Source organism: Actinokineospora sp. NPDC051303, from assembly GCF_055586285.1.
In genome coordinates this window covers 282,884-297,073 of record NZ_JBVJIN010000001.1, presented here as the reverse complement: position 1 = coordinate 297,073, position 14,190 = coordinate 282,884, and the positions used below count along the sequence as shown (strand labels likewise).

18 protein-coding genes and 2 pseudogenes are annotated in these 14,190 nt (G+C 72.9%); 9 read left to right on the top strand and 11 right to left on the bottom strand.

Going from position 1 to position 14,190, the window contains the following annotated elements:
* Window positions 1-14: 14 nt before the first annotated feature.
* The 3 genes from ACZ6SD_RS01360 (at window position 15) to ACZ6SD_RS01350 (ending at window position 2,932) form a co-directional block, all read left to right on the top strand.
* Window positions 15-1,427: an MFS transporter gene (locus tag ACZ6SD_RS01360; protein WP_465314891.1), complete on the top strand. Its 1,413-nt coding sequence runs from the start codon at window positions 15-17 to the stop codon at window positions 1,425-1,427.
* A gap of 78 nt (window positions 1,428-1,505) precedes the next feature.
* A complete protein-coding gene (locus ACZ6SD_RS01355) occupies window positions 1,506-2,177 on the top strand; it encodes a TetR/AcrR family transcriptional regulator (RefSeq protein WP_465314890.1) in 672 nt (223 codons plus the stop codon).
* Window positions 2,174-2,932, top strand: a complete 759-nt coding sequence (locus ACZ6SD_RS01350; RefSeq protein WP_465314889.1) for an SDR family NAD(P)-dependent oxidoreductase — start codon at window positions 2,174-2,176, stop codon at window positions 2,930-2,932. The genes ACZ6SD_RS01355 and ACZ6SD_RS01350 overlap by 4 nt, the downstream gene beginning before the upstream one ends.
* 7 nt (window positions 2,933-2,939) lie before the next feature.
* On the opposite strand, the gene ACZ6SD_RS01345 is transcribed toward ACZ6SD_RS01350, so the two are convergent.
* On the bottom strand, window positions 2,940-3,368 hold the full coding sequence (locus ACZ6SD_RS01345; protein WP_465314888.1) for a cupin domain-containing protein: 429 nt from the start codon (window positions 3,366-3,368) through the stop codon (window positions 2,940-2,942).
* A 152-nt stretch (window positions 3,369-3,520) separates the two neighbouring features.
* On the opposite strand from ACZ6SD_RS01345, the gene ACZ6SD_RS01340 reads away from it, so the two are divergent.
* Together ACZ6SD_RS01340 and ACZ6SD_RS01335 are read left to right on the top strand one after the other, a co-directional pair.
* Window positions 3,521-4,087, top strand: coding sequence for a hypothetical protein (locus ACZ6SD_RS01340; protein ID WP_465314887.1), 567 nt, complete (start codon window positions 3,521-3,523; stop codon window positions 4,085-4,087).
* A complete protein-coding gene (locus tag ACZ6SD_RS01335; RefSeq protein ID WP_465314886.1) occupies window positions 3,994-5,055 on the top strand; it encodes a hypothetical protein in 1,062 nt (353 codons plus the stop codon). Before ACZ6SD_RS01340 ends, ACZ6SD_RS01335 begins: the two co-directional genes overlap by 94 nt.
* On the opposite strand, the gene ACZ6SD_RS01330 is transcribed toward ACZ6SD_RS01335, so the two are convergent.
* On the bottom strand, window positions 5,052-5,528 hold the full coding sequence (locus ACZ6SD_RS01330) for a carboxymuconolactone decarboxylase family protein (protein ID WP_465314885.1): 477 nt from the start codon (window positions 5,526-5,528) through the stop codon (window positions 5,052-5,054). The genes ACZ6SD_RS01335 and ACZ6SD_RS01330 overlap by 4 nt on opposite strands.
* Before the next feature lie 107 nt (window positions 5,529-5,635).
* On the opposite strand from ACZ6SD_RS01330, the gene ACZ6SD_RS01325 reads away from it, so the two are divergent.
* Both ACZ6SD_RS01325 and ACZ6SD_RS01320 read left to right on the top strand, forming a co-directional pair.
* Window positions 5,636-6,625 carry a pirin family protein gene (locus ACZ6SD_RS01325; protein ID WP_465314884.1) on the top strand — a complete coding sequence of 330 codons (990 nt, stop codon included), beginning with the start codon at window positions 5,636-5,638 and terminating at the stop codon, window positions 6,623-6,625.
* Window positions 6,626-6,799: 174 nt separating this feature from the next.
* Complete coding sequence (locus tag ACZ6SD_RS01320) at window positions 6,800-7,126, top strand: GNAT family N-acetyltransferase (protein WP_465314883.1); 327 nt, start codon at window positions 6,800-6,802, stop codon at window positions 7,124-7,126.
* A gap of 6 nt (window positions 7,127-7,132) precedes the next feature.
* Here ACZ6SD_RS01320 and ACZ6SD_RS01315 read toward each other — a convergent pair whose 3' ends face one another.
* Window positions 7,133-7,600, bottom strand: coding sequence for a MarR family winged helix-turn-helix transcriptional regulator (locus ACZ6SD_RS01315; protein WP_465314882.1), 468 nt, complete (start codon window positions 7,598-7,600; stop codon window positions 7,133-7,135).
* 103 nt (window positions 7,601-7,703) lie between these two features.
* Between ACZ6SD_RS01315 and ACZ6SD_RS01310 the strand changes: the two genes are divergently transcribed.
* Entirely contained in the window at window positions 7,704-7,943 is a 240-nt protein-coding gene (locus ACZ6SD_RS01310) for a DUF2795 domain-containing protein (RefSeq protein ID WP_465314881.1), read from the top strand.
* Here the strand turns inward: ACZ6SD_RS01310 and ACZ6SD_RS01305 are convergent.
* The 8 genes and pseudogenes from ACZ6SD_RS01305 to ACZ6SD_RS01270 form a co-directional block, all read right to left on the bottom strand.
* On the bottom strand, window positions 7,933-8,709 hold the full coding sequence (locus ACZ6SD_RS01305) for an urease accessory protein UreD (RefSeq protein WP_465314880.1): 777 nt from the start codon (window positions 8,707-8,709) through the stop codon (window positions 7,933-7,935). The two genes, ACZ6SD_RS01310 and ACZ6SD_RS01305, sit on opposite strands and share 11 nt — an antisense overlap.
* Window positions 8,706-9,428 carry an urease accessory protein UreG gene (gene ureG / locus ACZ6SD_RS01300; protein ID WP_465314879.1) on the bottom strand — a complete coding sequence of 241 codons (723 nt, stop codon included), beginning with the start codon at window positions 9,426-9,428 and terminating at the stop codon, window positions 8,706-8,708. Before ureG ends, ACZ6SD_RS01305 begins: the two co-directional genes overlap by 4 nt.
* Window positions 9,418-9,948: pseudogene (locus tag ACZ6SD_RS01295) on the bottom strand (urease accessory protein UreF); the annotation flags it as partial. The pseudogene ACZ6SD_RS01295 and the gene ureG, both read right to left, overlap by 11 nt.
* A gap of 180 nt (window positions 9,949-10,128) precedes the next feature.
* Window positions 10,129-10,344: pseudogene (locus ACZ6SD_RS01290) on the bottom strand (hypothetical protein); the annotation flags it as partial.
* Complete coding sequence (locus tag ACZ6SD_RS01285; protein WP_465314878.1) at window positions 10,344-12,080, bottom strand: urease subunit alpha; 1,737 nt, start codon at window positions 12,078-12,080, stop codon at window positions 10,344-10,346. The pseudogene ACZ6SD_RS01290 and the gene ACZ6SD_RS01285, both read right to left, overlap by 1 nt.
* Window positions 12,080-12,442 carry an urease subunit beta gene (locus tag ACZ6SD_RS01280; RefSeq protein WP_465314877.1) on the bottom strand — a complete coding sequence of 121 codons (363 nt, stop codon included), beginning with the start codon at window positions 12,440-12,442 and terminating at the stop codon, window positions 12,080-12,082. The genes ACZ6SD_RS01285 and ACZ6SD_RS01280 overlap by 1 nt, the downstream gene beginning before the upstream one ends.
* A gap of 41 nt (window positions 12,443-12,483) precedes the next feature.
* The gene (locus tag ACZ6SD_RS01275; RefSeq protein ID WP_465314876.1) at window positions 12,484-12,786 is read right to left on the bottom strand and encodes an urease subunit gamma; all 303 of its coding nucleotides are present in this window, start codon (window positions 12,784-12,786) and stop codon (window positions 12,484-12,486) included.
* An 87-nt stretch (window positions 12,787-12,873) separates the two neighbouring features.
* Window positions 12,874-13,542, bottom strand: coding sequence for a TetR/AcrR family transcriptional regulator (locus ACZ6SD_RS01270; RefSeq protein WP_465314875.1), 669 nt, complete (start codon window positions 13,540-13,542; stop codon window positions 12,874-12,876).
* A gap of 102 nt (window positions 13,543-13,644) precedes the next feature.
* Here ACZ6SD_RS01270 and ACZ6SD_RS01265 point away from each other — a divergent pair, with 102 nt between their 5' ends.
* Complete coding sequence (locus ACZ6SD_RS01265; protein ID WP_465314874.1) at window positions 13,645-14,076, top strand: DUF1707 SHOCT-like domain-containing protein; 432 nt, start codon at window positions 13,645-13,647, stop codon at window positions 14,074-14,076.
* The last annotated feature ends 114 nt before the right edge of the window (window positions 14,077-14,190 follow it).

Here is a 14,190-nt window from a genome sequence, read left to right as displayed (position 1 = left end):
CGGAGGTTTTTGCGATGAGTACCGAGGTGCGCGACCAGCGCGGCACGTCGCTGTGGGGCCTTGCCCTCGCCGCGATCGTCGGCGCCGAGTTCCTCCTGCAGCTTGACGGCACGATCATGAACGTCGCGCTGCCCTCCCTGCGCGCCGACCTGGGCGTGGACATCGCGGCCGCGTCGTGGGTGATGAACGGGTTCTTCGTCGCCTTCGGCGGCCTGCTGCTGCTGGCGGGCCGCCTCGGCGACGTCCTGGGCCACCGCAAGGTCTTCTTCGCGGGCATCGGCCTGGTCACGCTCGCGTCCCTGGTCGCGGGCCTGGCCCCGAGCTTCGAGGTGCTGATCGTCGGCCGGGTCCTGCAGGGCGCCGGCGCGGCGATCGCCGGGCCGACCGGGCTGGCGCTGCTGGCGATCCTGTTCGAGGGCGAGCGGCAGGCCAAGGCGTTCGGCCTGTACTCCACCGTCACCGGCCTCGGCGCGGCCTCGGGCATGATCCTGGGCGGTCTGCTCACCTCGGCGGGCGACTGGCGCTGGAGCCTGCTGGTCAACGTCCCGATCGGCGTGCTGATCATCGCGGTCGGCCTGCGCGCGGTCGGCACGCGCGACGGCGACACCAGCACCCGGTCGCTGGGGCTGCCGAGTTCGCTGCTGGTCACCGCCGCCCTCACCGCGGGCGTGTTCGGCCTGGTCCGCGCCGCGGAGTTCGGCTGGGGCCAGACCTGGACGCTGGTTCCGCTGCTCGCCGCGGTCGTGCTCATCGGCGCGCTCATCGCCGTGGACGCCCGCGCCACCGAGCCGCTGCTCCCGCTGCGCGTCTTCGCCAACCGCGCCCGCGTCGGCGCGTTCGCCAACCTGCTGCTGCTCGCCGCGGTGCTGACCGGCTTCCTGTTCTACACCTCGCAGTACCTGGCCGTCGCGCTGGGCTACAGCCCGCTGCGGACCGGCCTGGCGATCCTGCCGTTCGGCCTCGCGCTGCTGGTCACCACCCAGTTCCTCACCAAATATGTGGCGACGCTGCGGCTGGAGGTCCGCGCGGTCGTTGGCCTGGCGCTGGTGATCGTCGGGTTCGGCTGGCTGAGCAGGCTGGACGGCGACAGCGCGTACGTCACCGGCGTGCTGCCGCAGATCGTCATCCTCGGCGTCGGCGTCGGCCTGGCGATCATCCCGTTCAACATGATCGTGCTCACCACCACCGACCCGGCCGACACCGGAGTCACCGCGGGCATCCTGCAGACCGCGCTCACCGTCGGCGGCGCGATCGGCCTGGCCGTGCTGCTGCTCCCGTTCACCTCCGGCACGGGCGCGGTCGGCGACACGATCTCGTCGGTGTTCACCTGGAGCACCGGTCTCGCCGTCGCGGGCCTGCTCGTGGCGCTGGCGTTCTGGTTCGGCCCCGGCGCGCGCAAGCCAGTCCCAGCCGCCGCCCAGGCCTGAGCAGCGATCGTTCCCGCAAGCCGCGGGCGAGGTCGGTAACCTCGTCCGCGGCGTCCGACCACCGAAAGGGGCACCGACGTGAGCGGCTCGGCAGCAGCGGTCTACTTCGCCCAGCGGCCCAAGCGGGCCGACGGCCGCCGCAACTACGACGGCATCCTCGACGCCGCCCGGGTGGCGTTCGACGAGCACGGCACCGACACCTCGCTTGAGGACATCGCCCGCACGGCCGGGGTCGCGATCGGCACGCTCTACCGGCATTTCCCGACGCGCGAGACCCTCATCGAGGCGTCCATGCGCGACGGCCTCGACCGGCTACGGGCCAAGGCGCAGGCACTGGCCGCCGCCGAAGACCCGGTGGCCGCGCTGACCGACTGGATCCACGAGGCCGTGGCGCACTGCAGCACCTACCGCGGCCTGGTCGGCTTCCTCGCGGCGAGCACCTACGACGACGGCACGCCGCTGCACCAGTCCTGTGTGGACATGCACGCCGCGGGCGGAAACCTGCTCGGCCGGGCCCAGCGCTCCGGCCACGTCCGCTCGGACGTCACCTCCGACGAGCTGTTCGCGGTGATCACCTCAGCGGCTTGGACCCGGGAGAACTCCCCGCCCGAGCACGACCACAGCGCCCGGCTGATCAAGATGCTGATCGACGGAATCACGGCGGTGAACGGCATGAGCGAGCTTGCGAGCGAATCATTGACACAGTGCGTAGACGCAAGGGACCACCTAACAGGTGAGGTGGCCGGATGAGTCTTCTCGCTGACAAGGTTGTGATCGTCACCGGGGCGAGCCGGGGCATCGGGGCGGTCGCGGCGGCCCTGTTCGCCGACGAGGGCGCGCAGGTCGTGCTCGGGGCGCGCGACGCGGACCGGCTCAAGGGGGTGGCGGGCGGCATCGGCGACGCCGCGCTGGCCGTGCCCGGCGACCTGGCGACCCAGGAGGGTGTCGAGCGGATCGTCGCGGCCACCCTGCGCAGGCACGGCCGCGTCGACGGGGTGTACCTCAACGCCGCGGTGGGCCACGCGGACGCCGGGACGCTGGACGAGGTGACCGAGGGGCAGTGGGACGAGATCCACGACCTGACCCTCAAGAGCGTCTGGCGCACGCTGCGCGCCGTGCTGCCGCGCATGGCCGAGGCCCGCGGCGGGTCGGTCGTGGTCGCGGGCAGCGTGGCCGGGCTGGCCGGGGGCATCGGCGACGCGGCGTACCAGGCCGCGAAGCTCGGCGTCGTCGGCCTGGTACGGGCCGCGGCGGCGGAGTTCTCGCCGAAGGGGGTGCGGGTCAACACGATCGCCCCGGGCGCCATCCTCACCGACAAGGTCGCCGCGGACTTCGCCGCCGCCCCCGCGGTGCGGGCGAGATTCGAGGACCACACGCCGCTGCGCCGCGCGGGCGAGCCGCACGAGGTGGCGGAAGCGGCGGCCTGGCTGCTCAGCGACCGGTCGTCCTACGTCAACGGCGTCGTCCTCCCGGTCGACGGCGGGCTGCTGGCCACCCGGCTGTGACGCGCGCTCAGCCAGGGGGCGGCTCGACCGGAGCCCACAGGCTGGGCAGGTTCACCACGACCGCCTCCTGGCTGCTGCGCGCGATCACCACCACCGCCTCGGTCTCGCCCGGGTTCTCCTCCCGGTGCGGGGTGTAGGGCGGGACGAAGATGTAGTCGCCCGGCTCGGTTTCCAGCCTGACCTCGCGGTCGCCCTCGGCGAAGACGAACACCGGGTTGCCGGATTTCACGAAGATAGCGGTCTCGGTGTCGCCGTGGTGGTGGTCGCCGGAGTTCGTCGCGGGCGCGACGTGCGTCTGCCCCATCCACAGCTTCCGCGACCCGGTGGTCTCCCCCGACACCGCCGCCAGCCGCCGCATCCCCGGGGTCTGCCCGGTGTCCTCGGACAACTCCGCGCCGCGCACGTGCCGCAGCGGGCTGTGCCACTGGTCGCTCACGCCGACCGCCTTCCCTTGTCCGGAACCGAAAGCCTAGGCCCGGCCCGCCGCTTGTCCAGCCGTGTCCGGATAGTGAGCGGCGAGCCGGTATCTCCCGGGAGCCGGGCGGCTCCTTCTCCACATGGGGGTTTCAACCCTCGGAGGTGAGAACAATGCGGTGGCAACGAATGGCCTGTCCGCTGGTGATCGTCGCGGCCCTCGCTGCCGGATGCGGCAGCCGTCCCGTGCCCGGCGAGCCGACCGCTCCGGGCGCTCCCCGGTCCACAGAAGAACGCGGCGGTGAGAGCAGACCGAGCGCCGAACCCACAGCGGCTCCCGACACCGGCGGCGACGCGCCCCAGACGATGCCGCGGCCGACTCGGACCACTACCAAGGGGAATCCGCCGGGCGCGCCGGGCAGTCCGATCAATTTCGACCCAACGCAGGCGCACGACACGCTCAGCAAGCAGCGCGACTACTACCGCCGCCTGCTCGCCGACGAGTGCCGCGACGGGTGCGACGTCACGATCCGCGCGACCTATCACGACCCGACCGACCCGACCGGCAAGGACTGCATGATCAAGGACGCGCACTGGCCCACACCGCCCCGGCGCGGCATGACGATCACCATCGAGGTGTGGAACCCGTGCTCGGAAAACAAAACCGGACCACGGACCACAACCACAACGACCTCCACCACAACGACGACCACCACCACAACGGACTCGGGCGGCGAGTGACCGTGCCGGGCACGCGCGAGCGCCGCCGCCGTCCGGCGCGGGGGCTGTCCGCCAGGCGGGCGCGGGGCGGGTATTCCGCCGATCCGGCCTCAGCGGACGACAGCCGGGGCTCGGGGCAGGCGCGGGCGCTCAAACTGGTCGGCTCGGCCGTCGCCAACGCCACCCTGCTCACCGCCCTGGTGTTCCACTTCGGATTCCTCTACACCCAGGTGTTCTTCGCGCATTTCCGGGTGCACTACACCCTGCTCGGCCAGACCACGGAGGAAATCCTCGCCCGGGGCGCGGACGGCATGTACCTCCCGCTCGCGGTGATCGCGGCGACGACGCTGCTGGCGATGTGCGCGGTCCGGTATCTGCGCGCCCGGCTGCGCACTGGCGCCTGGCTCGCCCTGCTGCGGGTGTGCACCCCGATCGCCGCCGGGGTGGGAGCCGTCCTGGTCTGCGGCGCCGTGGTGGTCGCGATCGACCCGGCGCCGTTTCGGGAGCACGCGGGTCTGCCGGGCGTGGCTTTCTCGGCGGGCGTCCTGCTGCTGGTTTTCGCCTGGCGACAGGTGGTGTCGAAGTCCGGGCTGCCGGACCGGGTGGCGGGCACCGCCGTCGCGGAATGGGTGATCACGTTCGTCCTGGTGAGCATCGGCCTGTTCTGGGCGGTCAGCGACTACTCGGGCGCGGTCGGGGTGCGCCGGGCGTTCGAGGTCGAGGCCCGGGTGCCCGCGATGCCGGACGCGCTGGTGTTCAGCGAGCGCAGTCTCGCTCTCACCAGTGTCCGCGAGGTCGACTGCGGGCGGCCCGATTCCGCCTACCGCTACCGGTACGACGGTCTCAAACTCCTGCTCCAGTCCGGAAACCAGTACGTGCTGCTGCCCGCGACGTGGACGTCGACCAACGGCGCCGCGATAGTGCTCCCGCGCACCGACCAGGTCCGCATCCAGTTCGTCCCGGCGGGCGCGGGACCCGAGGACTGCTAGGCGCTGTCGGGGCGCACGGGGTGGCCGCTCATGATCGAGACCCGGTTGAACGCGTTCATCGTGATGGCCGCCCAGACCACAGTGGACAGTTGCGCTTCGGTGAGGACCGCGCGGGCGGCGGCGTAGTCGTCGACTCGGGCGTCGGGGTCGGGCAGGGTCGTCACCGACTCGGCCAGCCGCAGGGCCGCCCGTTCGACGGGCGAGAACAGCTCGGTGGCGCGCCAGGCCGACAGCACGGCCAGTCTGCGCTGGGTCTCGCCCGCGGCCAGGGCGGCCTGGGTGTGCAGGTCGAGGCAGTAGGCGCAGCCGTTGAGCTGGGAGACGCGCAGGTTGACCAGTTCCATGAGCCGCCGGTCCAGCCCGGCTTCCCGGGCCGCTGTCCGCACGGCCTTGGCCACCTCACGCAGCGCCTGGTAGGCGTGCGGGGCCTGCTTGTCGATGAACACCGCGTCCTGACCAGCCACGTCCGTCATCGCCGCCCCTCGTCCCCGCTCGCCTTGACAAGGAAATGATGACACAACAACAATCGCGGTGGCCGGGCTGGTCCGGCCCGCCGGAAGCAGGAGACGAGGGCGCCACCATGAGCAACACCGAAGCGGCGTCCCCGGCGCTGGTCTGCCGGGCGGGCCCCGACCCGGGCGCGGCGCAGGTGCTGACCGCCCGCGAGGTGCCACTCGGCGGGCCCCGGGCGCTGTCGGTGCGCCGCACGCTGCCGCAGCGCGCGCGGTCGCTGATCGGCGCGTGGTGCTTCGCCGACCACTACGGCCCGGTCGACGTCGCGACCAGCGGACCGATGGCCGTCCCGCCGCACCCGCACACCGGGCTGCAAACCGTGAGCTGGCTGTTCAGCGGCGAGATCGAGCACCGCGACAGCCTCGGCTCGCACGCCGTGATCCGGCCGGGCGAGCTGAACCTGATGACCGGCGGGCACGGCATCTGCCACTCCGAAGTGTCCACACCGGACACCACGGTCCTGCACGGCGTGCAGCTGTGGGTGGCGCTGCCCGACGCGCACCGGGACGCCGCCCGCGACTTCCGGCACCACCGGCCCGCGCCCCGGGACCTCGGCGACGCCACGCTGCGCGTCTTCCTCGGCTCGCTGGCGGGCGAGACGTCGCCGGTCGCCACGTTCACGCCGCTGCTCGGCGCCGAACTCGTGCTCGCGCCGGGCGCGGAACTCGACCTCGCGGTCGACCCCGCCTTCGAGCATGGCGTGCTGCTGGACACCGGGTCGGTGACGGTCGCGGGCGCCGCGCTCGCGCCGGGCGAACTCGGCTACCTGGCCCCCGGAGCGACGACGTTGAGCCTGGCCAACCCCGCCGACCGGCCCGCCCGGTCCCTGCTGCTCGGCGGCCCGCCGTTCGCCGAGGAGATCGTCATGTGGTGGAACTTCGTCGGCCGCGACCATGACGAGATCGTCGCCTTCCGCGCGGCGTGGGAGGCCGAGTCCGACCGGTTCGGCGAGGTCGTCGGCTACCCGGGCCCGCCCCGGCGGCTGCCTGCCCCACCCCTGCCGCACGCCCGGCTCACCCCGCGCGGCGCGGCCGCGACCCGAGTGGAGAACCCATGAGCGAGCTTGCGAGCGAATCATCGACACAGTGCGAGCTTGCGAGCGAACAATCGACACAGCGCGTGGGCGCGCGGGGGCACCGAACTTGTGAGGTGGCCCGGTGAGCGAGCTTGCGAGCGAGCGCTCGACACAGTGCGTAGGCGTGCGGGGCCACCGAACTAGTGAGGTGGCCCGGTGAGCGATGTGACCGTCCGCCGCGACGACGAGGCGCACCGGTACGAGATCCGGGTGGACGGCGCGCTCGCCGGGTTCACCGCGTACCTCGACGACGCGGACGACCGAATCTTCTACCACACCGAAATCGACCCGGCCTTCGGCGGACGCGGCCTCAGCGGGGTCCTCATCGGCGACGCCCTCGCCGACGTGCGGGTGGCGGGGATGCATGTGGTGGCGGTGTGCCCGCTGGTCGCGGCGTACCTCACCAAGCACGGCGAGCACCAGGACATCCGGCGCGCGGTCACCCCCGAGGCACTGGCCAAGGTCAGGGCAGCGCGCGCCTGAACGCCGTCACACCGCGCCGTCGCGGTCGAGCCGCTGGTTCAGGCGCTCGAACACCTCGGTGAGCACCGCGCGCTCGTCTTCGGAAAGCAGGTCGATGAAGTACCGGCGCACCGTCGCCACGTGCTCGGGCGCGGCCGCCTCGATGGCGGCCCGCCCCGCGTCGGTCAGCCGGACCATCGAGCCGCGGGCGTCCTCCGCGCAGTCCTCGCGGGCGACCAGGCCGCGCTTCTCCATCCGCCGCACCTGGTGCGAGAGCCTGCTGCGGTCCCAGTCGACCGACCGGCCCAGCTCACGCATCCGCAGCACGCCGGTTTCCGCCTCCGACAGGGGAACCAGCACCGCGTAGTCGGCGCCGGACAGCCCGGCGTCACGCTCCAACTGCCGCTCGAACGCCCGCCGCAGGTCCCGGGTGAGGGCGAGGTACGCCCGCCACAGCCGGGCCTCCGACTCGTCCAGCCAGCGCGGCGGGGTCATTCGGCGGAGCCTAGCGCAGTGGTTGACACGTCATCAAGGTTGAGTGTTTCAGGGCCGGGCCACCGGGTAACGCCAGGGCACTGGTGAACCCGAAGGAGTGATGATGTCCGCGTCCACGACCCGGGACCGACTCAAGGAAGCCCTCAACGAGGTCGACTTCCCCGCGAGCAAGGACGACCTGCTGACCGCGGCGGACGAGCGTGGGGACGGCAGCACGATCCGCGCGCTGCGCGCCATCCCGCCGGTCGAATACGCCAACCTGGCCGAGGTGTTCGCCTCGGTCGCCTTCGACGACGACAAGAGCCCGCGCCCGCACGGCCCCTCGGGCGGGCTCACCCGCTGACCGGCTCCGCCCCGGCCCGCTCGGCGAGGCCGGGGTGCGCCGCGGTCGCGGTGTCGAGGAGCCGGTAGGCGGTGATGGTGTCCTCGGCCAGGACGGTGGCGAGGGAGCCGCCGTGCGCGAGCGGGACCAGCGACCACCAGTCGCCGACGGCGGCCTCGGCGGGGTCGGCGCCCCAGACGAGCAGTTCGGTGGCGATCACCGGGTGGCCCGCGAGGTGGGTGGGGGTGGTGTCCAGTGCCCCGCCGAGGTCAAGCCGCTGGCGGAGCAGGGTCGTGCCGTCTCGGCGCAGTCGGATGTCGCTGTGGAAGGCGCCGGGGCGCTCGCCGCTGCGGCCGAGCACGACGACCTCGCGGCAGCGCAGCCGGGCGTCCTCGGCGAGGTCAGCGCGCAGGTCGGCGTGGTGGTCGGCGGCCGAGGCGACAATGGTGGGCTCGGTCAGGTACTCCAGGCTGCCCGCCGCGCCGACCTCGATCGTCACGGACATGGCGCTGGGGCCGGGGTGCTGGCCGGGCAGGGCGATGGTCGCCCCGACGCCGACTAGCCGCAGCCGCGCGCCGGGGCCGACGACGATGTCGAGGTCGAGCACGTCCCCGCCCAGCGGGGTCGCCGCCGAGCCTGCCAGGTGCACCAAGGCGGTGTCCGGGTCGCCGTCGTGCCTGCTCGGCGGGCAGGGCAGCAGCGTGAGCGGCGACATCGACCGCAGTTCCCGCACCACGCTCGCGCCGTCGTCGTCGTGTTCCACCACCAGACGGGCGCTGGCCTTCATGCCGCGCCGGAGGGGGCGGCGTCGGCGAGCCGGGCGCGCACCCAGGCGGCCACTTCGGGCGCGTCGGGGGTCTCCACCAGGGACTGGGTGATCACCGGCAGGCGGTGCCGCCGCATCCGGTGGGCGTCGGCCACCATGACCCCCAGGTCCGCGCCGACGTGCCGGGCGAGGTCGGTCTTGTTGATGACGAGCAGGTCGGCGGTGGTGACCCCGGGCCCGCCCTTGCGCGGGACCTTGTCGCCGCCGGAGACGTCCACGACGAAGACCTGGGCGTCGACCAAGCCGCGGCTGAACGTGGCGGTGAGGTTGTCGCCGCCGCTCTCGATGACCACCAGCGCCAGGCCGGGGTAGCGCTGCTCCAGCCGCTCGACGGCGTCGAGGTTGGCGGTGATGTCGTCGCGGATCGCGGTGTGCGGGCACGCCCCGGTCTGCACGGCCTCGATCCGCTCGGGGTCGAGCACGCCCGCCCGGCGCAGGAAGTCGGCGTCCTCGGTCGTGTAGATGTCGTTGGTCACCACGGCCAGCGCCACCTCGTCGCCCAGCGCCCGGCACAGCGCGGCGACCAGGGCGGTCTTGCCGCAGCCGACCGGACCGCCGATGCCGATGCGGTACGCGCGCCCGGTCCCGGCCCGCCCGGTGTGCGGGTCGGGAGCTGTGGCGGTGGGGTCGAAGCTGACCGGGTGGGTGTGGCCGTGCCCGGTCGTGGGGTCAGCTGGCAAAGAGACGCACCTCCATGCGGTGGGTTCGGTCGTGGGCCTCGGCCATGAGGTCGAGGGCGGGCGCGCTGGGCGCGGGCAGGTCGGCTGGCAGCAGGTGACAGGTCTCCGCCGCGCGGGCGGCGATCTCGCTCATCGGCGCGGACAGGGCCACCACGGCGGCGTTCACCTCGAACGGGTCGAGCCCCAACAGGCGGGTGCTGGCGCTCGCCGGTCCGCTGACCGCCAGGTAGACGGCGGCGAGCGCGGCCTGGGTCGGACTCGCGCCCGCGATCCCGGCCAGGGCGCCGAGCAGCACCGGCTGGTGCGGGCGCGGGGTGGCCGCCAGCAGGTCGTCCAGCACCGGCGACGGCCAGGCGACCCGCCCGGCGCGGGCCATGCCGCCGCCCTGCGCCCGGGAGGCCGCCCGCTGGGCGGGCGAGGGGGTGCGGGCGTCCAGTTCGGCGTCGAGTTCGGCCCAGCGCCGACCGGCCGAGCCGTGCCCCATGTCGGTGTCGCCGCCCGCGGTGGCGCGCACGGCAGCGCCGCGGGAGACGTCCGCCTGGCAGGCGTCGCCCACGCCGACGTCACCCGCGTCCGCGCCGACGTCACCCGAGCCGTTGGCACCCATGTCGTCGGCGCCCAACCCATTCGCGCCCGTGCCGTTGGCACGCGCGCCGTTGGTGTCCGTGCGGCGGGCGGCGGGCGTGCCGAGTTGGCCGCGCGCGGTGTGGGCGGCGGCAGCGGCGAAGACGGCGGCGAGCGCGCCCGCGGTGCGCAGCCTGCCGCGCAGGAACCCGGCCAGGGTCGACGGGTCGGCGACGAGGCCGCGGGCGGCCGCCTCTTCCAGCCCGCCCGAGTGGGCGTGGCCGCCGCCGGGGAACCGGGAGTCCACAAGGGACAGAATGGCGGCGGCGCCCGCCGCGTCGAGGCCGTCCATCAGAACAGGAAATAGCGCTGCGCCATGGGCAGTTCGCCCACCGGATCGGGCTCGACCAGGTCGCCGTCGATGTAGACGGCGAAGTTGTCCGGGCGCACGACGACATCCGGCAGCGCCTTGTTGAGCAGCATGTCGGCCTTGCCCCGGCCGCGGGTGTCGGCGATCGCCACCATCTCGGTCGTGGTGGGCACCCGCTCGGGCAGGTGGTCGTCCAGGGCGGCTTGGGCGACGAAGTGGACGCTGCGGTCCGCGGCCACCTTGGGCAGGGAGCCGTACATGGGCCTGCCCCACACCGGTTGCGGCGTCGGGATCGAGGCGTTCGGGTCGCCCAGCTGCGCCCAGGCGACGAACCCGCCCTTGAGCACCAGGTGCGGGCGGACGCCGAAGAACTTCGGGTCCCACAGCACCAGGTCGGCGAGCTTGCCCACCTCGACGGAGCCCACGACGTGGTCGATGCCGTGCGCGATGGCCGGGTTGATCGTGTACTTGGCGACGTAGCGCCGGGCCCGCTGATTGTCGGCGGGCTGTCCGTCGTCGTCGGCCAGCGCGCCGCGCTTGGCCTTCATCACGTGCGCGGTCTGCCAGGTGCGCAGGACGACCTCGCCGATGCGGCCCATGGCCTGGGAGTCGGAGCTGATCATCGAGATGGCGCCGAGGTCGTGCAGCACGTCCTCGGCGGCGATGGTGCTCGGCCGGATGCGGCTGTTGGCGAAGGCGATGTCCTCCGGGATCGACCGCTTCAGATGGTGGCACACCATCAGCATGTCGAGGTGCTCGTCGAAGGTGTTGACGGTGTGCGGCCGGGTCGGGTTGGTCGAGGACGGCAGCACGTTGTCCTGGCCGACCACGCGGATGATGTCCGGCGCGTGCCCGCCGCCCGCGCCCTCGGTGTGGTAGGCGTTGATGGACCGCCCGCCAATGGCGTCCAAAGTGGACTCAAGGAACCCGGCCTCGTTGAGGGTGTCGGTGTGGATGGCGATCTGCACGCCGCTGTCGGCGGCCACCCGCAGGGCCATGTCGATCACCGCGGGCGTCGCGCCCCAGTCCTCGTGGATCTTGAACCCGCCCGCGCCCGCGCGCAGCTGCTCCCACAGCCCGTCCGGGCGCGCGACGCTTCCCTTGCCCAGCTGCAAGATGTTCACCGGCAAGCCGTCCATGGCGCGGAACATCAGGTCGAGGTTCCACGGGCCGGGGGTCACGGTGGTGGCCCTGCTGCCGTCCGCCGGGCCGCTGCCGCCGCCGATGAGCGTGGTCAGGCCGCTGGCGAGCGCGGTGTCGACCAGCTGCGGGCAGATGAAGTGGACGTGGCAGTCGACGCCGCCCGCGGTGAGGATCTTGCCGTTGCCCGCGATGATCTCCGTGCCCGGCCCGATGACCAGGGCCTCGTCCACGCCGTCCATCGTGTCCGGGTTGCCCGCCTTGCCGATGCCGACGATCTTGCCGTCCCGGATGCCCACGTCCGCCTTGACCACGCCCCAGTGGTCGAGCACCACGACCCCGGTGATCACCACATCCGGGGCGCCCTGCGCGCGGGTGGTCAGCGCCTGGCCCATCGACTCGCGGATGACCTTGCCGCCGCCGAAGACTACCTCGTCGCCCGAGCCCCTCGGACCCATGGCGCGGTCCTCGGTCACCTGGATCAGCAGGTTGGTGTCGGCCAGGCGGACCCGGTCGCCGACGGTCGGGCCGAACAGCTCGGCGTACCGGCGCCGCTTGATCTCGTCCTCGCCGCTCATCAGGCGCCCTGCCCGGGGTCGGTCGGCTCCGGGTCGGTCGGCTCAGGGCCCCGGTTGTCCAGTTTGCCCGCGTACTCCCAGCGCAGGCCCGGAATGAACCGCCTGCCCTCGATCGGCACCAGCGAGACCTCACGCGGCACGTTGGGCTCGAACCGCACCGCGGTGCCCGCCGCGATGTCGAGCCGGTGCCCCCACGCCGTGGCGCGGTCGAACTCCAGGCCGGGGTTGACCGCGGCGAAGTGATAGTGCGAGCCGACCTGCACCGGGCGGTCCGCGACGTTGCGGACCCGCACCCGCACGCGCGGCCTGCCGGGGTTGAGCGGAATCGGCTCGTCGGCCGGGATGATCTCGCCTGGACGCACGCGCGCCTCCGCAGCTAGTCGGCTGGTGGAACGGGGATCGGCTAGTGGATCGGGTCGTGCACGGTCACGAGTTTCGTGCCGTCCGGGAAGGTCGCCTCGACCTGGACCATGTCGACCAGATCGGCCACGCCGTCGAGAACCTGGTCCTTGCGCAGCACGGTGCGGCCGGTGGCGGCCAGTTCGGCCACGGGCCGCCCGTCCCGCGCGCCTTCGAGCACGAACGCGGTGATCAGCGCGACCGCTTCGGGGTAGTTCATCCGCAGACCGCGTTCCAGGCGCCTGCGGGCGAGGTCGGCGGCCACGTGGACGAGGAGTTTGTCCCGCTCCTGGGGTGACAGATGCACGGGACCCAAGCTAGCCACGCCCCGACCCGAACGCAGCCGAGAGCACTCGAACGATGATCGATTCACCCGCCGGGACCAACCGCTATGTCACCTGGGTAGCTTTCCCGACCGTCGCGCGGCGTGGGCCAGCGCCCGGTACCCGCCCATGAAAAGCGCGGTGATGATCTCGACCAGGCTGGCGGTGGTGGCGCGGCGGTAGCCCAGGGTCTGGTCGACCATGACCTCGGTGACCCCGCCGACGAGGACCATGACGCCGATGCCCAGGACGTCCTCGGGCAGCGCGCCAGCCTCGGTCGGCACCAGGGCGGCGATGTAGTCGACGAACTGGTGCATGACCTCGCGGCGGCGGGCCTCCAGGGCGGGGCTGACGCCGACGATCTCGATGAGCAGCACCCGGGCCCGGCGCGGATCGGCGCCGATGGTGTCGATGAGCGCGGTGAGGCCAGCCCGGATCTTGTCCTCGATCGGCTCGCCCGCCGCGGAGACCGCCTCGGCCACGGCGGCGCGGACAATGGCGGCCTGGTGGTCGAACACGGTCGCCAGCAGCCGCTCGCGGTCGGCGAAGGACTCGTAGAAGTAGCGCTTGGTCAGTCCGGCGCGCTCGCAGACCAGGTCAACCGACGACGCGGCGTACCCGTCGCCGCCGAACACGTCCAGGCCCGCCTCGATCAGCCGGGCCCGCCGCTCGGCTTGGCGCTGCCGCGCGTCGCGCCCGCCGTACCGGCGGCCGTCGCCCTCGGCTCGGGCCGAGGGCACTTGACCATCCCCAGGTCTTGTTGGCATTGTCTTACCTTAGACGGAGTGACACGGCGTAGTGTCAGATTGCTTCGCGGGGCTCGACAGGAGAAGTGAGAAGTCATGGCTCACCAACGGGACATGCGCGTCTCGGACGCCGACCGGCGCGCCGCGGCCGAGGAACTGCGGGCCGCGCACAGCCAGGGCAGGCTCAGCCTCGCCGAGTTCGACAGCAGGCTCGACGCGGTCAACCGCGCGGTCACCTACGGCGAGGTCGCGGCCCTGTTCGCCGACCTGCCCGCCGCCCCGGCGGCGGCCCCGGCCGCCCGCTCGTCGGTGCCGAAGTGGGTCCGCATCGTCTGGACGTGGTGGACGGTCACCCTGGTCATCAACCTGGCCGTGTGGGCGCTCGTCCGCTTCCAGTTCGAGGACGACGTCCACTTCTGGCCCGTCTGGCTGATCATCCCCACCATCGCGATCGCCGCGGTCTCCCAGCGCGCCATCTCCGCCCGCGCGGCCAAGCAGTCCCGCCACACCCCCGCCTGGCGCGGCTGACCCGGTTCCGCCCCAAACAGCGCTGCGATCACCGCACCCGGGTGCGGACGGCCATTCTGAAACCGCCGTGAACAGCCCTCTGTCACCCGGCGCAAGCCCCGCGCCGCACGGCGG